At 47.6% G+C, this 20571-nt stretch carries 24 protein-coding genes; 3 read left to right on the top strand and 21 right to left on the bottom strand.

From position 1 onward, the window contains the following. Window positions 1–187: 187 nt before the first annotated feature. The 15 genes from V6669_RS08515 to V6669_RS08445 all read right to left on the bottom strand — a co-directional run bounded on the left by V6669_RS08515 (window position 188) and on the right by V6669_RS08445 (window position 12858). Complete coding sequence (locus V6669_RS08515) at window positions 188–574, bottom strand: hypothetical protein (protein ID WP_338592817.1); 387 nt, start codon at window positions 572–574, stop codon at window positions 188–190. 67 nt (window positions 575–641) lie between these two features. Beyond that, window positions 642–1112, bottom strand: a complete 471-nt coding sequence (locus tag V6669_RS08510) for a GNAT family N-acetyltransferase (RefSeq protein ID WP_338592815.1) — start codon at window positions 1110–1112, stop codon at window positions 642–644. Further along, window positions 1109–1828, bottom strand: coding sequence for a GNAT family N-acetyltransferase (locus V6669_RS08505; RefSeq protein WP_338592813.1), 720 nt, complete (start codon window positions 1826–1828; stop codon window positions 1109–1111). The genes V6669_RS08510 and V6669_RS08505 overlap by 4 nt, the downstream gene beginning before the upstream one ends. Window positions 1829–1830: 2 nt before the next feature. Next, window positions 1831–2202: a hypothetical protein gene (locus V6669_RS08500; protein ID WP_338592811.1), complete on the bottom strand. Its 372-nt coding sequence runs from the start codon at window positions 2200–2202 to the stop codon at window positions 1831–1833. 88 nt (window positions 2203–2290) lie between these two features. After that, window positions 2291–3175 (bottom strand): serine/threonine protein kinase, encoded by an 885-nt coding sequence (locus V6669_RS08495; protein WP_338592809.1) that lies wholly within the window; start codon window positions 3173–3175, stop codon window positions 2291–2293. After that, on the bottom strand, window positions 3172–3750 hold the full coding sequence (locus V6669_RS08490; protein ID WP_338592806.1) for a GNAT family N-acetyltransferase: 579 nt from the start codon (window positions 3748–3750) through the stop codon (window positions 3172–3174). The genes V6669_RS08495 and V6669_RS08490 overlap by 4 nt, the downstream gene beginning before the upstream one ends. Beyond that, a complete protein-coding gene (locus V6669_RS08485; protein WP_338592804.1) occupies window positions 3747–4328 on the bottom strand; it encodes a DJ-1/PfpI family protein in 582 nt (193 codons plus the stop codon). Before V6669_RS08485 ends, V6669_RS08490 begins: the two co-directional genes overlap by 4 nt. A gap of 215 nt (window positions 4329–4543) precedes the next feature. Next, on the bottom strand, window positions 4544–5464 hold the full coding sequence (locus V6669_RS08480) for an SDR family oxidoreductase (protein WP_338592801.1): 921 nt from the start codon (window positions 5462–5464) through the stop codon (window positions 4544–4546). 67 nt (window positions 5465–5531) lie between these two features. After that, window positions 5532–6860: a F390 synthetase-related protein gene (locus V6669_RS08475; RefSeq protein WP_338592799.1), complete on the bottom strand. Its 1329-nt coding sequence runs from the start codon at window positions 6858–6860 to the stop codon at window positions 5532–5534. Continuing rightward, complete coding sequence (locus V6669_RS08470) at window positions 6857–7717, bottom strand: MBL fold metallo-hydrolase (RefSeq protein WP_338592796.1); 861 nt, start codon at window positions 7715–7717, stop codon at window positions 6857–6859. Before V6669_RS08470 ends, V6669_RS08475 begins: the two co-directional genes overlap by 4 nt. Further along, entirely contained in the window at window positions 7711–8706 is a 996-nt protein-coding gene (locus V6669_RS08465; RefSeq protein ID WP_338592793.1) for an NAD-dependent epimerase/dehydratase family protein, read from the bottom strand. The genes V6669_RS08470 and V6669_RS08465 overlap by 7 nt, the downstream gene beginning before the upstream one ends. Further along, window positions 8703–9995 carry an ATP-grasp domain-containing protein gene (locus V6669_RS08460; RefSeq protein ID WP_338592790.1) on the bottom strand — a complete coding sequence of 431 codons (1293 nt, stop codon included), beginning with the start codon at window positions 9993–9995 and terminating at the stop codon, window positions 8703–8705. The genes V6669_RS08465 and V6669_RS08460 overlap by 4 nt, the downstream gene beginning before the upstream one ends. Continuing rightward, entirely contained in the window at window positions 9985–10986 is a 1002-nt protein-coding gene (locus V6669_RS08455) for a beta-ketoacyl-ACP synthase III (protein WP_338592787.1), read from the bottom strand. The genes V6669_RS08460 and V6669_RS08455 overlap by 11 nt, the downstream gene beginning before the upstream one ends. Window positions 10987–11329: 343 nt before the next feature. Then, on the bottom strand, window positions 11330–12220 hold the full coding sequence (locus V6669_RS08450; RefSeq protein WP_338592784.1) for a TIGR01777 family oxidoreductase: 891 nt from the start codon (window positions 12218–12220) through the stop codon (window positions 11330–11332). Between the two features lie 116 nt (window positions 12221–12336). Beyond that, window positions 12337–12858 carry a hypothetical protein gene (locus tag V6669_RS08445; protein ID WP_338592782.1) on the bottom strand — a complete coding sequence of 174 codons (522 nt, stop codon included), beginning with the start codon at window positions 12856–12858 and terminating at the stop codon, window positions 12337–12339. A gap of 167 nt (window positions 12859–13025) precedes the next feature. Here V6669_RS08445 and V6669_RS08440 point away from each other — a divergent pair, with 167 nt between their 5' ends. Next, complete coding sequence (locus V6669_RS08440) at window positions 13026–13400, top strand: BlaI/MecI/CopY family transcriptional regulator (RefSeq protein ID WP_076209251.1); 375 nt, start codon at window positions 13026–13028, stop codon at window positions 13398–13400. 6 nt (window positions 13401–13406) lie between these two features. Then, window positions 13407–14726 carry a M56 family metallopeptidase gene (locus V6669_RS08435; protein WP_338592779.1) on the top strand — a complete coding sequence of 440 codons (1320 nt, stop codon included), beginning with the start codon at window positions 13407–13409 and terminating at the stop codon, window positions 14724–14726. Window positions 14727–14825: 99 nt separating this feature from the next. Here the strand turns inward: V6669_RS08435 and V6669_RS08430 are convergent, their stop codons facing one another. The 4 genes from V6669_RS08430 to V6669_RS08415 all read right to left on the bottom strand — a co-directional run bounded on the left by V6669_RS08430 (window position 14826) and on the right by V6669_RS08415 (window position 17909). Further along, on the bottom strand, window positions 14826–15560 hold the full coding sequence (locus tag V6669_RS08430; RefSeq protein WP_338592776.1) for a YdcF family protein: 735 nt from the start codon (window positions 15558–15560) through the stop codon (window positions 14826–14828). A 50-nt stretch (window positions 15561–15610) separates the two neighbouring features. After that, a complete protein-coding gene (locus V6669_RS08425) occupies window positions 15611–16162 on the bottom strand; it encodes a nucleotidyltransferase family protein (protein WP_338592774.1) in 552 nt (183 codons plus the stop codon). A gap of 214 nt (window positions 16163–16376) precedes the next feature. Then, window positions 16377–17222: an AraC family transcriptional regulator gene (locus V6669_RS08420; protein ID WP_338592772.1), complete on the bottom strand. Its 846-nt coding sequence runs from the start codon at window positions 17220–17222 to the stop codon at window positions 16377–16379. Between the two features lie 78 nt (window positions 17223–17300). Beyond that, a complete protein-coding gene (locus V6669_RS08415; protein WP_338592770.1) occupies window positions 17301–17909 on the bottom strand; it encodes a DUF1349 domain-containing protein in 609 nt (202 codons plus the stop codon). A gap of 224 nt (window positions 17910–18133) precedes the next feature. Here V6669_RS08415 and V6669_RS08410 point away from each other — a divergent pair, with 224 nt between their 5' ends. Further along, window positions 18134–18400 carry a hypothetical protein gene (locus tag V6669_RS08410; protein ID WP_338592768.1) on the top strand — a complete coding sequence of 89 codons (267 nt, stop codon included), beginning with the start codon at window positions 18134–18136 and terminating at the stop codon, window positions 18398–18400. 147 nt (window positions 18401–18547) lie between these two features. Here the strand turns inward: V6669_RS08410 and V6669_RS08405 are convergent, their stop codons facing one another. Together V6669_RS08405 and V6669_RS08400 are read right to left on the bottom strand one after the other, a co-directional pair. Then, window positions 18548–19510, bottom strand: coding sequence for a glycosyl hydrolase (locus V6669_RS08405; RefSeq protein ID WP_338592766.1), 963 nt, complete (start codon window positions 19508–19510; stop codon window positions 18548–18550). Between the two features lie 27 nt (window positions 19511–19537). Then, window positions 19538–20548 (bottom strand): carbohydrate ABC transporter permease, encoded by a 1011-nt coding sequence (locus V6669_RS08400; RefSeq protein ID WP_338592764.1) that lies wholly within the window; start codon window positions 20546–20548, stop codon window positions 19538–19540. Window positions 20549–20571: the final 23 nt, after the last annotated feature.

The following is a 20571-nucleotide window of genomic DNA, read 5'->3' as shown; positions in this document are numbered from 1 at the left end:
TGACGGCTTGCGGGAACCATTCCGGTTACGGATCGTTCTTCTGATCGCTGTTGTCTCCAAATTTTCTTGAATAACCTTATAGATTGTATAAATTCGGAGACAAAAGCGAACGCTATCGCTTCTTCAGAATCGATTCAGCCCCCTCCATTACTTCCGCTAAGTCAGGTACTATAGAGAAGATGAGCCATTATTCTATGTTCATTTTATACTGTCTGAGCCAGTCCTTGCCACTATGCCACGCCTCTACGGGGTTATGCTCTCCAAGCAGTTCAGTACTGGCCTGAGCCATGATCCATTCCTTGAGACCGTTATCCGGACTGGATTCGAGTTGCTGTAATAGGAGAAGCAGTCCCGCCTCGCCCGTATTCAGGATGTCCTCGTAAGCCTCCCGGTTGCCAGTAATATAATCATTGGGATTGCTGCTGGTCAGGAGGACAGGGTCGCTAACCATCTGCTGCAGGTTGCTTTCAATGGTTGCTGATAATGCTTGGTCTTCTGTCAGAGTCGAACATGCTACTACCGTCAATGCTGTGCATACGGATAACAAACCCAGAATCAGTCTTCTCCGATTCACTGTACCACTCCTTTCAACAACGAGTTAACGCAACAGATTCGACTTTCATACTCAAGCCCTCGGCCAACTACAGAACAAGTTCCCATTGTTCTTCGGTAAGCTCCTGACCTGACAACATCTGCTTGCGGACTTCCTTCACTTCAAAGCCCACAGATTGATATAATCTACGCGCGCCAATCAAAGACTCATTGGTCCACAGGATCACGGATGTGTAGCCTTTTTCTTTTGCAAAAAGAACTGCCTGTTCGAGAAGCTTCCCGCCCCATCCTGCACCACGTGCTTCCGGTTCGATCAGAAACCAGCGCAGTTGAGCCGTATTTTCATTCACCTGAGTAATACCTATGGAGCCGGAAGCTGACTGATTCAACTCAACGATCCACAACATCTCCCTCAAGTGATTACCCGTCAGTCCAAACGAATTCACCGCATGGGTAATAAATTCAGCAAAGCTATGATCATAATTATACTCGTTTCGATAGATTCGGATATGCGCTTCAATGACATACTGCAGATCTTTTTGTACGAAAGTGCGGATCATCTGACGTCACAGTCCTTCCTCAAATCCACAGTTGTGATACTGAAATCCACACCGAACTGAATTAATCCGAGTTTACGGGCAACTTGCTGTGAAGCGAGATTATCCCAAGATGTACTATAGATTGGCACGTGTCCACGCTCCTTGACATAATACTGCCAGCACTTTACCGTCTCCGCTGCATATCCATGTCCTCTATAACCCGGTGCCGTATACAGACTCGCTTCCGCCCCATGATCGGAGAGCCTTGCGGAGCAGCACACTGCCACAGCAGAATCCCCAATAACATAAGCGGCAACAGGGCTTTTTTCATGCAAGTGATCCGTTAATTCCGGGAAATGCTCTGCCAGCATATAACGCTGCTCCTGACCAATCAACTGCACCTTCTGATTCCACTCGTGAGATAACTCAGGAAAAGCATAGGCGGGTCCCATCCACACACGGTTAACGAGCTCATAGGTTTCCACCTTGCGAATCAGTTTCGGAATATCCAACGGAAGCTCGCAATCCTTACCCAACTCATTCATTAGATTAGGCGGTAACTGCTCATGGTAATAGATCAGTGAACCAGCAGAAGTCATGCCGATAAAAATGGCTGGAGCTTGCCCACCACCTGGCTCGTTGATGCTTAATAGACGCTGCTGCTCGTTGATCGTATATAAAGTACTCACCTGTATTTTCAACATTTCCATAGACGACAGGTTTGATTTCGGGACCATGACTATGAAGTTAACCTTTGCAATAATCGTTTGCCTTCACTGCCTTTACCCGCTTCCTGCTGCTCCAGAAAATCGGATAATTCACGTAAATCAGCCGGGCGATATCCAGCCCCGCACCCGCAATTATGATAGGTATAACCATGACGGTACAGCCTCATCACTTTGGTCCATTGTTTGGTATCATTTTTCTTGGGCGCTTGGAAATCGTGTCCCATGCTAACCATAGACGTGGCACATTGCGGGCATTTATATTCAAGTTGTGCCACCACCTCAGGGCTCAGGTCATGTCTGGAGACTTGTTTAAATGATTTGCGACAAATGAAACATGCATAGATGTCTTTATATGGTCCTGACATGGCATATCTGCACATCATCTGCACCCCCTTAATAATTTCCATTATACGGGATTTCACACGCACATACGAATGGATTTTGCATATTTGCGAAAATTCCACCACTCACTCATTGACCTTTAATCGCAGCTTGTTTCCAAGCCTCACCGAGTTCCGCAATCGTTGCATACCGCTCGGACCGATCGGCGCTCACTGCACGCATCACAACCTGATACAACGCTTCTCCGGCATCCCATCTGGCATAGGAACGATCTTTCTCCCCGCCAAGCAAACCAAACGCTATTGCCCCCATGTTGAATACATTGGTAACCGCATCTATGGGCGCGCCTAGCTCAAACTCTTCGGGAGACATAAAGCGGGAAGATCCCCACATGCGCCCCATGGTATTGGTGAAAGAGCCCTTCCGATACAAGTCGATATCACAAATTTTCATAAAGTTTCTGTCAAAATCATAGATCAGACTGCCATCATACAGATCTACAGCCACATAACCTCTTCGTTCCACCTCGATATGAAAATCCAGAATCTGTTCCATCGCCCGAATGCGCGTCTCCACTGGAAGCTGTCTGAACCGATAGTAGGGCGAACGTGGATCTTCATACTTGGCAGGAGGCGGAAAATACCACTGGGAGTGCAGACACTCCCCATCCACCCAATCGAATACACAGGCATAACCCTCATCCGTTGCAAAATGATCCGTTAGTCGAATCAACGTGTCATGCGCCAGATCCTCATAAACGGAAACAGATGATTTCAGATTACGAATGGCTTCCGGGGGATTTCCCGTATGATTCGCATGAATTGTATGTGCTCCCGCATACTTTACGAACAATCGCTTTCCATCCTTTTGTACAATACCGAAGGAGAGATTCCCTGAATCCTGCTGATCAAATACGCGAAATACCGTACCCATGGGCCGTAACCAATCGAAAGAGTGGGCTTCTTTTAAGACAAAGGAAACACCATTGATCTCAAGTTCAACCTGATCTGTCATAGGGCCCCTCCTGCTGTGATATCTTCATTCAATGTTGAATGCTCCGTATAAAAGTAATTCATATGCGCCTCATCATATCCCTGACCGTTGACTTCCAATGCGTTGCGCTCGATGCCATAAACTTCAAATCCATATCGCTCATATAAACGTCGGGCTGATTCATTTGTTGTCACTACACTCAGATTAATCTGCTTGATACCCTCCAGATGTCTTCCCCGATCCAGCACCTCGCGGAGCAAACGCGAAGCCAGCCCACTTCCCCGATATGGCGGAGCAACATAGACGCCCCAGATCATGCCTTTGTGCCTGAGTTTCAGGCCGTGTTCCCTTTTGAAACCCATCATTCCCGCCAGTGTTCCTTCTGCTGTGTATGCCCCCAGAATATAATCATCGTGTTCATTATGTATACGTTCCTGTACTTCATTCATGGGGATCTGAATGGACAATTCAAACGAAGCCCCGAAGGCTTCAGGATGTGTTTTCAGTGCTTCCAGTCGCAAAGGCCAGTAGATGTCTGCTTCATCCCGCTGAATATTACGAATGATATAGGTCTCTTGCTTTCGATCTTCGTTCATTCTTCGACCACTCCCTGCATTTCATAAGGATAATCGATCTGAATTTTTACATTCGCTGCCGCTTCCTGTCCTGCAAGCAACCCAACAACATAAATCCCCAGATCAATGGACGTGGCTACTCCACCGGCCGTAATGACATTTCCATCTTTTACAATCCGCTTCTGAATCACCTCATCGACATACGGCTGAAGTAAATCATATGCATAGGGATGTGTTGTTGCTTTTTTGCCGGATAAAAAACCAGCTGCACCCAGCAGCAGAGATCCTGTGCACACCGAAACCTTCAAAGGTACAGACGCAGCCTGTCTCAGCCAACCTACAAATGCCTCGTCATATCGAAGCTTGCGCGTTCCCATGCCCCCGGGGATGAACACGAGATCATATTCCGACAGGTCAGGCTTCACTCGATCCACCTTCATCGTTAAACCTGACTCATCCGTGACCTGATCTGTCATGGCACAGGTTTCCCACGTCGTTCCTTTGGTTGGTTCAAAGAAATTCAACCGATTGATCACATCATAAAACCCTGCAAAATCAAGGAAAGTCAGTCCATCAAACAAAACGAATGCAATTTTCATTGGTAACCTCCGCTTTTTTAATTTGGAGCATCCTGATTAAGTTTCTGATTCCGATCCCGTTCCATCGCTTCCTTCACCCAATCACGTTCCGGCAGCTTGCTGTTGATTCGAAAGAGCAGAACCACAATCGCAAGAAGTAAAATAATAACGATGAATTCGAAGATGGTTAATCCCTCCCTTTCGGAAATTCTGCAATCGTGAATCGTACTTTATCTCTATTTTAATCCACGGGCAATGATCCACTCCAGCCACTTCCAGGGTAGCACGGCTTTGCCTATGATGAGCACACGCGAACCTTTTCCCAAAGCATATCGAAGTCTTGGTGCACGCATCCGTGCAATTCGGCCAATCAGATCTGCCACTTCCTGTGGATCAGGTGCCGTCTCGCTCGCATGTTGGGAATAACGAAGAACCGCATCCAGCTTATGCTTATACGGGGAGTTCTCGCTCCGATGAATCTCACCCAAACCTTTATTCCAGATCGGCGTGCGATAAGCACCTGGTTCAACCAAAACCACCCGAACGCCAAACGAAGACATCTCATGCCGCAGGCTTTCCGTGAATCCCTCCACAGCGAATTTGGAGGCAGCATAAGGTGCATACCCTGGAAAACCGGATAACCCACTTACACTGGACAAGTTAATAATCAGCCCCTGCTTCTGTTCACGCATCACAGGCAGGACCTCACGTGTCACGGCAATTAATCCAAACAGATTCGTTTCCATCTGGCGCCGCCAATCCTCCATTGACACTTCCTCAATGAACCCGCCAACCGCAAATCCCGCATTGTTCACCAGCATGTCGATTCGGCCACTATTAAGAAGTACGGCCCCCACAGCTTTTTGCACCGATTCAGCATCGGTCACGTCCAGTTGCACATATTGCAAACGTTTAGCTACCCCCGCCTGTTCAGCCAGTTTCACCAATTCTTCTCTTCGACTCAGATCACGCATTGTAGCAACAACGCGATACCCCTGCTTGGCAAGGGTGATTGCGGTGAGCATACCAAAACCACTGGAGGTACCTGTAATTAAGGCCACCGGAGCGTTATCTCTCTCCTTTGTCTTACTCACTGAATCAAGACCCGTATTAATTCGTCCTTGCTCGTCCTCTGTTAAGTGTTCATCAGCTGTCACGGTGTGTCCTTCTTTCCTCGGTAAATTACTTACTTCCGTTCTACCTATACCGCACTTCCCCTGCTGCTTAATCCGCCACTCCGTTATCTTTTCTCTCCACCCTGCGCAGCTTCGTGATTCCCGGTTCGAACGTATACGGAACAAATCTGATCTCAGGTAAGGTGCATTCCAGACGCTCTCCCAGCTTCATCAGCTCACTCCGTACATCCGTCTCGACCTGCTCCATCACTGCGCTCCCGCCAAGCCGAAGGGATACTTCCATTGTTCCGTCTCCTTGCTGCACCACACGATAATGTTCAATATCCGGCGAAGCCGCAATGACCGAACGGGTAACGAAATCCGGAAAGACTGGTACCGCCTCACCCGTATGTAGTTGTGTAAAATAAAGCGTGTCATCACAGCGGCCTTCAATCCGCTCAATGGCGGTAAACGGGGAACCACAGGCACATGGCAGCGCCGCCTCGGTCAGAATATCATTCAACCGATACCGGATGATCGGCTGTGATGTTCTGGAGAAGTCCGTAATAATGGGCACAAACCGCCGGGTGGCCGGATCAATGAACTCTTTTTCAATATGCACGATATCTTCATTCAAATGCAGTGTGCCGTAACGACAGGTCGCACCCAGGAACCCTTCTGTACACTGATAGACTTGATGAACGGTCTGTCCGAAGACCTGCTCCAACACCTTGCGATCCAGGGGGTCCAGCACCTCGGCAACAGAGATGATTTTATCCGGTACAGCAGTCAGATAGCCTGCCACATAAGCATCCGCCAACAGACGCAGCATGGATGGAGGAGCCACCCACACGGTAGGTTGGTAGGTTTCCAGCCGCTTAACCAAGGTCTCCACACGTTCCAGCAGATCAAAGTACTCAAACTGCAATTTGCCACGTTGCACCGATTCATACAGATTACTGTTGGCCCGCAGGAAAAACGCAATCTTTGCAGGTTTCCACAGTCCACCAGGCAGCAACTTGGCCAGCACTGTGCCCGTCCACGCACCCTGCTCCCGATCACTCACCAGAAATATCCCCCGGTTCCCTGACGTGCCCGAAGACAGTCCAACCGTCACACCTTGAATGGAAGGTTTGAAGTCACGCGTTTCTTCACTTTCACCCGCAAGAACCAGCGCTTCGTCCTTGGTAATGCCCACCGTGTTCAGTGTATCGAAATGTTGCATCATGATTGATTTGTCAATCAACGGAAAGCTTCTCCAATTGGATGCGTCCAAGCTCCCCCACCACTTCCGGTAAAATGGAGATCGGTTACGAATCTGATGAACATGCCGAATAATCCGGCGTTCTTGCCAGCGCTCCAGTTGTTCTCGCGTTTTCCACTTTCTCAGCCCACGTGCGAGAGCATAATGAACCACAATACGAAAGGTATTACTCATCGTTTCGGCCCTCCTACACCCCAAGCGTCCAGTACATCTCGACAATGACTCGGCACAATCCGAATGTGTGGAAACTGCTGATGCAGCTGAACCAGCTTGTCAAAGTTACGGTGGTATTCCTGTCGATTCGACATAATGATTCCAGCAAGAATATTCGGTCTACGCTGTTCACGAAAAGCCCGACTCGACCACACCGCGTCCGCGCAGAGAAAATAGTCATGTTCTTCTGTACGCAACAGGAGTCCCATCATGCCTTCCGCATGACCGGATACATCCACCCCCAGCAGACTGCCATCACCAAAGATGTCGTAGACCTCATCAAAAGGGAACTCTTTCCCCGTTCTCGTCCACCGCTCAGGCTGACACATAACAGGCCATGATCTGGCCATAAAATCCTCGGGCAACAGCCCGGCAAGAAAACCTGCTTTTACAGCCGCAATCGGACCGAGTGAGCGCACAGCATCATAGGCTCTTGGCAAATAGATAAATTGTGCCTCAGGGAAATCCCGCACACCCGCGATGTGATCGCCGTGAAAATGCGAGAGGATGATATACCGAATATCCGAAGCTTTCAGTCCGATTCCAGCCAAAAAATGAACGGCACTATCCTCTTCACGATAGACCACTGGTGTAATATGACTATACATTGCGTTAGGCAAATGAGCCGTTTCCTCGAAAAAGCGGGAACTATATCCCGTATCCAGCAGGATCGGTCCATGTACGGGATGAATGATGCAGGCAAATCCTGCCGGGAAAGGCACCGGGCTCAACCGACCACCGCGCAACGTCAGAAACTCTGGATGTGTACAGTAACCCGCCGCACCCAAATATAGTTTCACCGGAGTTGTTGTCAGCATGATTCAGCCCTCCACCAGTCTGCAAATTTTTGCAATCCCTCTTCAATGGACACCCGAGGAATGTATCCCAATTGCTCCCGTGCATCCGTAATATCCAACGTCTGTGGGATGGATAAGGATCCGACTGTATACCGTGTCAACGCAGGTTCACCCAACGCAGGAATATAGCCATGAACTCGCTCCAGCAACGCTGCCACACCATAGGCCGTCCGATAAGGAATATTTCGACGACGCAAGGGCATATCCAACATACCAAACAAACTGCTTACCAATTCACTGAACGCCCTTGGATCGCCATTGGAGATATTGTAAGCTTTGCCGAGCGCTTCATCAGAGGCATCGCGGCACAACAACAAGGCATCCACCACATTATCCACACATGTCAGATCGATTACCGCCTGTCCACCACCAATCATGGGCACGCCCGATTTTGCGTTTGCTGTGACAATTCTGGGAAATAACGTCTGATCATACGGACCAAAGATCGCTCGCGGTCGAATCATGATCGACGGAAGTCCCTTCGCATGCCCCTCCATTACAACCTGCTCAGCGAGAAGCTTCGTGGCTGCATAATGATTGGCTGGTTTGGATGGCAACGGGTCATTCTCATGTACGTTATATCGCGGGTTGTAGTTAAAATATATACTTGGAGTCGAAACATGTATGAATCGTTGTACCTCATGATGCAGGCAGCCATCAATGAGGTTTTGTGTCCCTTCTACATTGCTGCTGTAGAAGTCACGATATCTGCCCCATGGCGATGATAGTGCCGCACAGTGAAAGATCATATCCTGCCCCGCACACGCTTCGTTTACTGAAGCCTCATCCCGTATATCTCCATTCAGGAATCGGATTCCTGCCAACTCAAGTTCTGCCCCAACTTTGGGCTGTCGGCCCATGCCAGTTACTTCCCATCCCTCTTGTGCAAGCCGTATCGCGAGATGCCTGCCCAGACATCCTGTAGCTCCTGTAACCAGTGCTCTATTCATTGTTGTTCACCGTTCCATTCTATGTCGTGAGTCAAAGCTTCAGTCAGCGAGAACTTCTGTGATCTTGACAGACGCCATGCGGCTAGCACCACTGCAAATTGTTCAAATACAGGCTGGATATCCTGCCCTCCATAGACCACATCCCTGGCTCCACGCCACGCAGCTATCCATGCACGGAGTTTCCCTTTGCCGAATATCTGCTGAACCCCGCTTCCCAGCATGGGAAGCATGAGCATGGCTTTGCTGCCCCGTGCGGGCGTGATCATTTTTCTTACTTTGACCAACGTCTCCGGTTCAGTCAGTGCACGCACCAAGTCATCTCCGGGGTGAAACAGATGAATCCCACTCGTTGCCCTCGGATTACACTCAATTGCGTATACTTGCCCATCCTGACCTTCTATAAAATCAAACCCAATCTGTCCACTAAAACCCGTTGCCTGGGCAAATTGTCTCACCCACGCAAGGGCACCCTCATGTTCCACCTGTTCAAAAAAAACACTGGCTCCCACGCTTCCTGTACGATAGCGACTGTCGTAAGTGGCATGTGCAACCAGTTGCCCTTCATGCGCTATGCTGTATGTACATAACATCTGACCAGGAATGTAGGCCTGTGCAACCCAAGGTGAACTAGATGATAATGCTACTTCGTCTGGAGGGTCGTTACGGAAATGTCGATGTTTCTTTTCGCTTACGTTTCCTTCCTGATCCGTCCCTGCCCTAGCCTCATCGTTCATGAGTGTTGGCATGCGAACTTTGGCTGCGAAGCGGGAATACACCGGTTTCCACACCCAATCTCCTACTTTTTCTAGAACAGACTGGGCTTCCATCCATTCCTGCCGACTGTGGATCAGACGTGTATCCGGAACCGAAAGACCGAGTGACCCTGCGAGCTGGATAAAATCATATTTGTGGTGCAGCTCATGCAGCTGCTCCAGAGTTGTAACCAGAACACGGCAATATGCACGCAATCTGCCTGCCCCTTGGGCAACATAGAAGACTTCTTCACACATCGGAATTAACAGGTCGATCTGCCAATCCTGTGCCAACCGTTCCAGCTCTGCCAGATAAGCACGTGTGTCATGACGCGGCGATGGGACCACAGCACACTGTTCCACTGCACGAGATAATCTGGTCAGATGCTGTACGGCACTCTCCGCAACATAGACCCGATGGCCTGCCCGATGAAGCATGCGTGCCAGATCAAGCGTTACGGGAGCCCTTCCGCCTGTAAGCAGCACACGGAGAGAAGCAGATGTACGTTGTCTGGTTCCCCCAGATCTAGTAGTCAAAAATGAGTCCTCCCAATGATAATCCGGCAGCTGTTCCAATCATCAACACCCGATCTCCACGCTGAATACGCTGTTGTTTAATCGCTTCATGCAGACCCATCGGGATCGATGCCGCAATTGTATTGCCGTGATTTCGTGTGATGTCCATAAACCGATCTTCAGCAATGCCAAGCTTCTTGCGAATCAGTCTCATCGCCATGGCACTTCCCTGATGGGGAATCACCAATTGGAAATCCTCCATCCGATTCCCAGTTGCCTGCAACATATCACCAATGAATCCAGGCAAAAGTCTGGAAGCCATGCGGAAGATGGCCTGTCCATCCATATGAAATAGGTAGGGTTCCGGCTGATCTGCCTTATAATTCGAAGCATGCAGCCGTGTACCTCCACCTGCAATCTCCGAGAAGCGAGCACCTCGGCTGTATGTTTGAAGGGAAGCATGTACAATCTGTGAGGATGACCCTTCAGGCGAACGCTCAATAATAACAGCGGCCGCTCCATCTCCGAACAGGGCCGCACTCTCTTTATCAGACCAATTTAGTCCCGCGGAGGCAATCTCGGTGGCTACGAGCAGTACTCGCTGGTAACGTCCGGCGTCTACCATATAGGAGATCACATCGAGTCCGTTCAGGAAACTCAGGCAGGTTGCATCCATATCAAAAGCAGGTACGCCCGAATCTTGCTGCCCCATGGCCTGCTGGATAAATACCGCCGTACTTGGCAACGGTTGTTCCTTCGTGCCACTGGTACACACCAGACAGTCGATATCACTGAATTGTAATCCTGCGTCCGCCAGTGCAGCTTCCGCAGCCCGCGCGCCCATGAAAGAGGAGGTTTCTTCACCCGAAGCATAATGGCGTACACCTACACCTGTGGCTTTGCTAACCCAGCCCGCAGGCACGCCCAAGCGGCGATCAAGTTCCTCATCGGTGACTTCCTGTTCAGGCAAGTACTTCCCTGTTCCCGCGATCCTTACTCTTCTAAGTTGCATTTCCCCAACCTCTTTCTGTTCATCTGACTGATATATATAAGTTCAGCTAATTAGTATTTACACTGACACTGCGATGACAGAACAACTTTCCGATCGCTGTTACCCCCAGATTTCTTGAATCCTTTTGTAAAATGGGGAAATCCGGGGATAAAGGCGAACGCTTCGCTTCTTCAAGTTATTTCTGTCCTCTCCGTTATCGTGTAAATGTTTAGTTGAACATATATAAATGAAATGAATCCTCCACCTCAAATGGCGAAACGCCATTATCAGAAAGCTTTAGAATATAACAGAAGGGCAGATGCCTCTGCCCTCCCTGTTGTGTTTTATTATTTATACTGTGTTGTCATTTCTTCTTATTCAGAATCTCGGCAAGAGCGGTATCTAGTGTACCGTATGTGAAAGTGAATCCTTCCCTCTCCATTCGTTCGGGAATCACCCAACGACTCTTGAGAACAAGTTCCGTCTCGGTCTGAATGAAACGTGCGCCCAGTTCAAGCATCCAGCGAGGAGAAGGTAGTCCGATCCGAACACCCATCTTTTCTCTCAGACGCGCCATTAGCTCCCGATTCGTCACCGGATGCGGAGAGGACGCATTGAACACACCATTCAAGTGTGGATGCTCTTGCATATAAATTACCATGCGAAAGAGATCCTCGATATGAATCCAGCTGAACTGCTGTGTTCCTGCGCCTTGCGATCCTCCCAGTCCAAAACGGACGAGGTTTGTCATGGGCACCATCACACCACCCTCGCCCAGCACAATCGCAATCCGCAGTGCAATCTGACGCGTAGACGGCAGACTGAATTCAAAGAAAGCCTGTTCCCATGCCTTGGCAACGTCGACCGAGAATCCGGAGCCAATCTCGCCCTCTTTTTCCGTCATGGGACGATCTTCAGCATGTCTGTATATGGTCGCCGTACTCGAATTAATCCATAATTCAGGAGGTTGATTACAAGCCAGGACGGCTTCGCCGAGAATGCGCGTTGTCCGGGTTCTGGATTCCAGAATGACTTTGCGATTCTCCTCCGTATAACGGCAGTTCACCGATTTACCTGCCAGGTTAATCAACATTTCTGCTTCTTCCAGTGCCTCTATGATTCCTGCACGATCCTCCCAAGCAATTTGACCGGGCTGACGCGAGATGATCAATACCTCATAACCCAGTTTCTTGAATCTTTGGGCAAAATCCTGTCCGACAAATCCTGTTCCACCAGCTAATACAACCTTCTTCACGGTATCCCCTCATTTCCCATACTGGGTAAAGAATTCGTAAGATATAGATTGGAATGTTTCTATGCATGCAAAATGCAGATATTAGATTAACACCGCCGATGAGCCGTTAGTTTGATTTATTTCGCACCCAGGGAGGCGTACAAGCGATCCCGCTCTTCGATAGCCCATGCGTTTGCAGGGTTTTGTTCCAACTGATATCGGAGTTCATCATAAAAATCATGGATCATGAATCCGTCCGGCAAGTTCCCAAACATCGCTGTAAAGTTGTACTCTGGCAGTGTTCTCTTTCCTTCACTGATCTGCTTCAGCCAGTCCATCCACTTTGCAAGAGTAAGCACTTCCTCCTGCCATAACTCAGCCTGTAACCCAAGCGCATCCTGAAGTTGCTCGTACGCCAATGGATCGGCGAAGACGCGGCAGGCCTGAACAGCCAGTTCATACAACTCGGTCACTGCACGGCGTACCTCATGCTCAAGTTCGACCTCCAAGCCTCCCATGTAATCCTGAACCTGAATGCTCTGTCCATCATCGTATAATAGCGGTGCCTGGGCCAACAGGCGTACAATCTCTTCCATCTCGTACATTGAAACTCGCTGCTGCTCATAGAGAGCAGGTAATTGATATGCTGTAATGATCATTCACTCCTACATCGTTCTTCTATTAATGACCTATATTATAACATGGTTTGGCAATCATCTATCAGGATAACTTGACTATCCACTACAAGTTGTAGTAGTTTATACGTACTACGTAGCGTAGTAATACAATCGTTATGGACGCATAACGATGTTAAGGAGTGTTCACGGTGAACCAGATTCAAAAATTATCCGAAACAGAAATGGAATTAATGGTCGTTATATGGTCATGCGATCCACCCGTCACTTCAACAGAACTATTAGACATATTCGCTGAGAAGGGGAAAGCGTGGAAAGCGCAGACTATGTCTACTTTTTTGTCACGGTTGGTGGATAAAGGCGCACTTACCGTCACGAGACGTGGACGAACCAATGATTATGTACCTCTTCTACAGCCCGAAGATTACAAACTACAGGAAACGCAGCATGTTCTTGATGGACTCTATCAAGGTTCAGTCAAGAATTTGGTTTCGGCCATGTATGACGGTGACAAGCTTTCAGACGATGACATTTCAGAACTGAAAAAATGGCTTTCGGAAAAGTAGGTGCAGATGATGAACATATTTTTTGAAATTCTGTGCAGCCTGACCGTGGCGGGAAGTATCGTTTCTGTTTGTATTTTGGCACTACGACTTATACCCGTATCTGTTTTTCCGACCAAGTGGCTCTACAGACTCGGTAAACTGGCTATCTTGTTTTATCTGTTCCCGGTATCTCTTGGCCTTTCATGGCTTTTGGATATGGCATTCCAAACGACATCAACTATACCGGGTACGGAGAATGCAACAGCTTCGCGCTTACTTGCAGGAACGTTTATCCCGGAACAAACCATTTCGGTAACTACAGCCTGGTTCTTGTTATGTGTATGGGGCATTGGAGTCATAGGTTTTTCTGCATGGCAGGTGTACTGTTATCGAAGATTTTTGAATGAATTATCTCGTACACGTACCCCAGTCCTCTGTCATAGTGAAGCAGTTATACAGTTACCATTAATCCAAGAGGCTTTGGGTCTCAAACGTAATATCACGCTTGCTCACAGCACTCTAGTACGAAGCCCTATACTGGTTGGCTTGTTTAAACCAACGATATATCTGCCACCCGAAAATACGGTGAAAATGGACATCAGCATGGTAATTCATCATGAGTTGGTACATCTAAAACATAAAGATCTGTGGGTCAAAGCTGTGACCTTGGGGGTTAGTGCACTGCACTGGTTCAATCCCCTGATTCATATGATTCGCCGGGACATTCATACCTGGAGCGAGTTGGCCTGTGATGAAGATGTGGTGAAAGAGATGTCCCATGAAGAGCGAAGACGATATGGTGAAACGATTTTAAATGTGATGGCGGGAACCAAGAAAATGCCTGCTCAATTCTGTTCGTCCCTATCGGGTGAAGGCAAACAATTAAAAAGGAGATTGATGATTATGTTTAATGTAAAGAAACTGAAAAAGAAACATTGGATGTTAAGTATAGGAGCCCTCCTGCTTATTACAGGCATAAGTACGTCCACTGCCGTATGGGCATCAAACCACACAGTTAAAGTAGAGGCCCATGCTACTGAAGCTGTGCCTGTTCCTTCTACTGATGGATCTTCTGAAATCGTAGCTTCTCCCAACAAGGTCGGAATTTCCGAAGCTGTAACTGCTCCTTCCACTTCCGAAACTCCTGAAATCGTGGCTCTCCCTGAGGATGAAGTTTCCGAAGCTGCGCCAGTTCCGTCTGCTACTGTACCTTCTACTACTAAACCTTCTGAGGCTAAAGTTGTAGAAGCAGCAACTGTTCCTTCTACGGGTGTATCTCCTGAAATCGTATCCGTCCCTTCTGAGGCCCAGGTCACCAAAGCTGTACCTGTTCCTTCAGAAAAATAACCTATCTTTAAGGAGCAATAGCCACCTTATATGCAAACAAGACGAAGCATAGATCATAGATCTCCGCTTCGTCCTGTTTCCGTTTTTCTGTCATGTGCATTAGATAAATGTTTTGATCGTAGCAAAATATTCACGGATCATGTTGACGGGTTTCAGATAACCCGGTGACGGGGCCGATATGCCATATTCTGCCGCATAACCGTTCTTGGCAGCAATATATTTGGAGCGGAACATATGATAGTCACTGGTGACAATCATGATCTCGGGATGCTCTAACCCGGATTCAAGAATGATTTTTTTGGAAAAGGCCAAATTCTCCTGTGTACTTGTGGAGCGATCTTCCATAATGACTTGAGCGGGGCTAATCCCCTGTTCAATTAGATAGTTTTTCATGGCGAGCGCTTCGGGAATGGATTCTCCAGGTCCCTGCCCACCCGATACAATGACCGGTGTCTGAGGGTGACTTCGAATGTAGTCCAGACTGGCATCCAACCTTTGCTTCAGGGTTAATGACAATTCCGTTCCACGGATGCCTGAACCCAGAATAATGACATAGTCCGCTTCTTCCGGATCATTCGCACCAAGCTGTGTGAATACAAGTGCTTCAATAATGACAAAAGAGACGGCAACCACGCCAAATCCGGTAAGGATAATCCGTTTCAAAATAACATGCTTCTGATAGTCAATCCGTCTTAGCACGATAAAAGCCACCGTGATCATTCCAAAAAACATGACTGCAAAACTTCGGCCCCAGAAGACCAGAAATGCCACAAAACATGCCAACAGGACAAGATCAATGATCAGTCCATTTTTTTGTAAGAACTTTTTTATCAAATCCGTAGACACTCCTTCTTGTACCCACTATTCCGCAAATCACTTATTATTCAAGCTGTTATTATCGTTAGTTTCGGCCATTGTTCCTGCCAGTGCTTCTTCTGTACTCTCTGATTATAATAGTCAGCATCCGTGAAGAACGGACTTTTGTGGACTACGAGTCGATACAGATCATGCAAGCCATGCGGAGCACAGATGTTCACCTGATCCTCTTCATCCAGCTGTACTCCTATGGCAGTCACAACTTCTGGCCAATAGCGAAGAGCATCCTCAGTAGATTGATAAGGAACTGTGCCATTGCGTAGATGCATTCTCGCCTGATTTTTGACCGACCACTTGGCATTGCCTGTCAACTCGCGAAGCTGACGCTCCAACTGGATGTCTCGTTCCTCACGCAGGTCTGACGCATCATAATAGACAACATCGATATCACTATGCAGCTCGCGAAGATCATATCCATGCAGAACATCCCAGATGTAATTACGAATATATCCTGCACCTATGTAACTTTGAGGCAAATGGAGACTACGAACTCTCCGCAGGTCATGCATTAATTGCTCGTGTTTGATGATCGTCTGAATGAAAAGGTCCTCATATAACATATCTGCCTCCTGCGGTTTACCTCATTGTCCTCTTATAGCTGTTAACCTTCATTCCAATATATCATGTTTACCTGGCTGCAATAAAATGAACAACGCTTGAACATCCTCTGTACAACTTCGAATCTCTGATTAATCACAACCAAATAACCCATAAACAGCTTCGGTTATCCGAATGTTTATGGGCTACAGTGATCGAGTTTGAAACGGTTAAAATTTATTTAATCGGTATCCAAATTTGTGGCGGTTGGTTGGGCCCCGGGTATACTTCCAGCTCCGGCATATATGCGTGCTCATAAGGGTTGGATGGAAACCATTCCGAAATAATCCGTTTCCACAGAAGCTGCATATTCTCCGGCATCGGGCCTTCTACTTCAAATACACTCCATTTGGAAGCAGGCATGGTAAAGCTTGATAATCCTTCCGGTACTTCACCATCGTAAGTCGTAGCAATCCAGTATTGCATCTGTTTCTCCTGAATTTCGCTCTGATCCACAACGACACCGAGTAATCCTTGAATATCCCCATTGTTCAGTTCAAACAAACGATCCTCTGTACCGCTCGTCCACGCTTCCTGCCACATCTTTCCGATGCCTTGCAGATGTTCTCCATCTGCATATGAGAAAGTTTGCTCTACTCCGACCAACGTAAATTCGGGATGTTCAACGATTTTATATTTCATCGGTTCTGCTCCTTTTAGACTCACTTGAATCACCAGACGATTATATGATTGGACAGCGTTACTATTTTTGCGTGCTTCACTGGGTGCAATACCGTGTTGTCTCCGAAAAGCTTTGGAGAAAGATTCGGGTGTGTCGTAACCGTATTTAAGTGCCAAATCGATAATTTTAACATCACTCTGAAGCAGCTCATGTGCCGCCAAAGTCAATCGTCTGCGTCTTATGTACTCAGCTACAGTAACATCAGTTAGTATGGCAAAGGTACGTTGAAAATGAAAAGGAGAGATATGGGCCTGCGCTGCAATCTGCTCCATCGTCATATTTTCGAGCAAGTGGTCTTCCATATATTGAATAGCGACCTGTAATGCGTTGATCCAGTTCATGTGTTAATCACTCCTTGATGTCTAATATAACTGAAAAACAACGCCATAACCTGTCATGCTGTGCTCACATTTGTCCGATTATTTTACCCGCCGAACACTTCCGGTCACTCCATGTTGAAGCTGCACGTCTGTAAAAGTAACCGTGGTACCTTGCCCAATAGGGGATTGGGCCACAATGCCAACTTTGATCTCGTCCGGGCAGTCGAGTCCGAAATAACGAACCAGCTTCCACTTCTCTCCATCCTGAGAATAATGGAAAGCAAAGCTGTTGCCTGCCCGGGCTACACGTAAATAAGGCTTGTTAACGTCTACAGGTGCTGATACACAATCATCCGAGTTACCTCGAGTAACAACACTAAGAATAGACGGCTGTTCTTCAAAATACTCAAAGCAAACTTTAGCCCAATTCGTATCGTCCACCCTCACCATCAGGCAGCCCGAATCATACTGTTCTTTCATGTCCACCTGTACTCGAGTGACGATGCTGAAATCTCCCTTGACTATCGTATGTAAAAATGGAGCTGAAGCTTTCACTGGCTCACCACCCGGATCAATGAAAAAGTCACTGATTGGCGAAACGGTTATCGTTACTTTGCCGTCTTCAATGGACCAATCTGTTGGCTCGTTCAGCCATCCCAGGTTGGCAGATAATGTTTGACCTGAACAATGTTCGAATAGATTCGTCATGTGGCACACCCTTTGTGTTGGAGTATAAGTTCTCTAATTTCTCTATTTGTATTCGATATGTATTATGGTTAATCCTGTATTTTTTTACATTAAGTTCCCACCCCTGATATCAGTTGATCGAGATCGTCACTCTTTATTATTAATAAGGTAATTTTACCCAAAATATGATAAACTGGACATACGATATTACTTCAATGATATGAATCACAACAGGAGGTCATCTTATGTTTGGTGTTAACGTGAAAAAAATAGAAGATCAGCTGGTCATCCGGTGGCAGTTTTCCGAAATTGAAATTCCTATCGCACATATCACATCGGTCACCCTGGATGATACGTACGGTGGCAGCGAACCATCCGCCATTCGGATCGGTCCTGTCAATGGCACAAGCGAAAGGATTCTGATCCGCACGGTTAATCAATCGTATATTTTATTCACTTCCAGCGTGTCTTTACATACCAATATCCAAGCTATGTTGCACCCGTCAAACTAGATTGTTGTTCAACTTCTCATGTTTCAGGGATGAGGCGTTCCATTGACATATGTGCGCTACCAACAAATGAAGCGTTAATATTCGCATGAATTCTTACAGCGAATACTAACGCTTCTCTGATTCCAATACATGTTGGAAGCGAGATGCTTATAACCAGCTCCACTTCGGTAACTGGTCCAGCGTAATGACCTCTTTACTGTTATACACTTCCTTCAAAAATGCCACATCATTATGCGTCCCGTCTCTCAGGAATCCACCTGTCCAGGTACAGAACCAACTCCAGTGTACATCCTGCTCCTTCATCAACTTAGGGTCCGGGATGGAGCCGTTCTCGGCCAGAGCAATGATTTTGCTATCCTTCACAAGCTCACTCAGGTTGGTGTAACGCGCAGCCAACGGGCTGTGATCTCCTGCTTCAGGGTATACATCCACACTGACAATATCCACGACATCATCACCGGGATACCATTCCGGTTTTTCCGAGTTCCAGACCCAGATAAGATTGTGCAGCTGATGTTCTTGAACCAATCGATCATCCAACAAACGGTATAACTGTTTGGCAGGTTCAGGACCTTTCGCTCCCCACCAGAACCAGCCACCTTCTGCTTCATGAAGTGGTCGGAATAATACAGGTACACCCGCATCCTTCAACTCTTGCAAGTGGGCTGCAATCGCATCGATATCCCGAATCAATAACCGATATGCTTCCGATTCAGTATCAGCTAGCGCGGAGGCAATATCATAGTTGGTCGCATCCGTATAGAACCCCCGCCACCACTCTTTACCTGGTTCATCGATCAGATCCGTTGGTGCGTTCCAGTGCCAGCATAGCGTCACGATTCCACCTTGCTGGTGCCATGCAATCGCATCCCGAATCTCCTGGGAGACCGCGCCGCGTTCTGTTCTTGAAGGGGAATATTCCATGAGATCAAAGCCAATCACAGCTGGCTTTCGGCCTGTATTTTCATTAATCCAGTTAAGATTGCTGTAATCCTGCTGGCCTGCCAACATCCTTTTTCCATAACGCTCAACCAGAAACGTCATTAGTTCTCGCGCTTCAGGTGTCGCTGCTTCATTCACCGGAACACTGCTGATCTCACGCACTGTCATCCTACACCTCCAACTGGATTTACCATGCTAACCTACAACCCCGGAGCGCTCAATACTCTCAACAAAATAACGTTGCACAAACAGATACAAAATAATCAGCGGTGCAATTGCCAGCAAGATGCCTGTATCCACGATCATGGCCACATAGTTCGGATCGGCCTTAATGCCCGAGTTCGAACCAAATCCCATCAGTTGCGGAATCAACTGGTTCGCCTGAGCCGGTAAAGAAGCCACTTTCAGTGAAATCAGCGGACTTTCACTCATGAATAACGCGGAGTAGAACGTATCGTTATACTGCCATACAAACGAGAACAGAATGACCGTAATTAGTGGCGAGATCGCATTGGGCAGCATGATTCGGGCAAACGTTTTGAATCCACCCGCACCATCAATCAGTGCGGCCTCCTCGATTTCCTTTGGCATGCCCTTGAAGAACTGACGGAAGATATAGATGAACAACCCCGCCTTCAGTCCTCCCGCTGTAGCAGCCGTAATCATTGAAGGCCAATACGTATTCAGCAGATTGATGCCATTTTTTCCCGAGAACAACTGGACAATGCCCATAAAGTCAAAGCTGCGGAAATGCAGATACATCGGCACCATGAGCGTACTTGTCGGTACCAGAATTGTGAGAATTACCAGCACAAAGAGCACATTACTACCCGGAAACGAAAACCGGGCGAAGCCATATCCGGCAAGTGCACAGGACATGGCTGTCAGAAGCGTTGTGATGGTAACGAACAATAACGTGTTCGCCAGCAAAGGCAGGTAATCCATCACTTGCGCCGCTAGCCGGATATTATCCAGCGTAAAATGCTGAGGAATCATATAAATCGTTGGATTGTAGATATCCTGTTTATCCTTGAACGCAACTGACACTTTGAGAAATAACGGGTACAAAATAATAAATGAAATGCCGATGACCAGTGCATATCTAAATATGGAATAGAGAAGGTCCGATGTTTTGTTTCGCACCCGATGCATGTGATAATTCTGCTTCGGAACTACCACCATGCGATCTGTCCCTGATGCAGCCATAATCTGAAGCCTCCCTTAACGTT

It is taken from the genome of Paenibacillus sp. Y5S-9 (assembly GCF_036894235.1).
Taxonomy (GTDB): domain Bacteria; phylum Bacillota; class Bacilli; order Paenibacillales; family Paenibacillaceae; genus Paenibacillus.
Note: the sequence above shows the minus strand (reverse complement) of the source record. Positions and strands in the feature narration are given on the sequence as shown.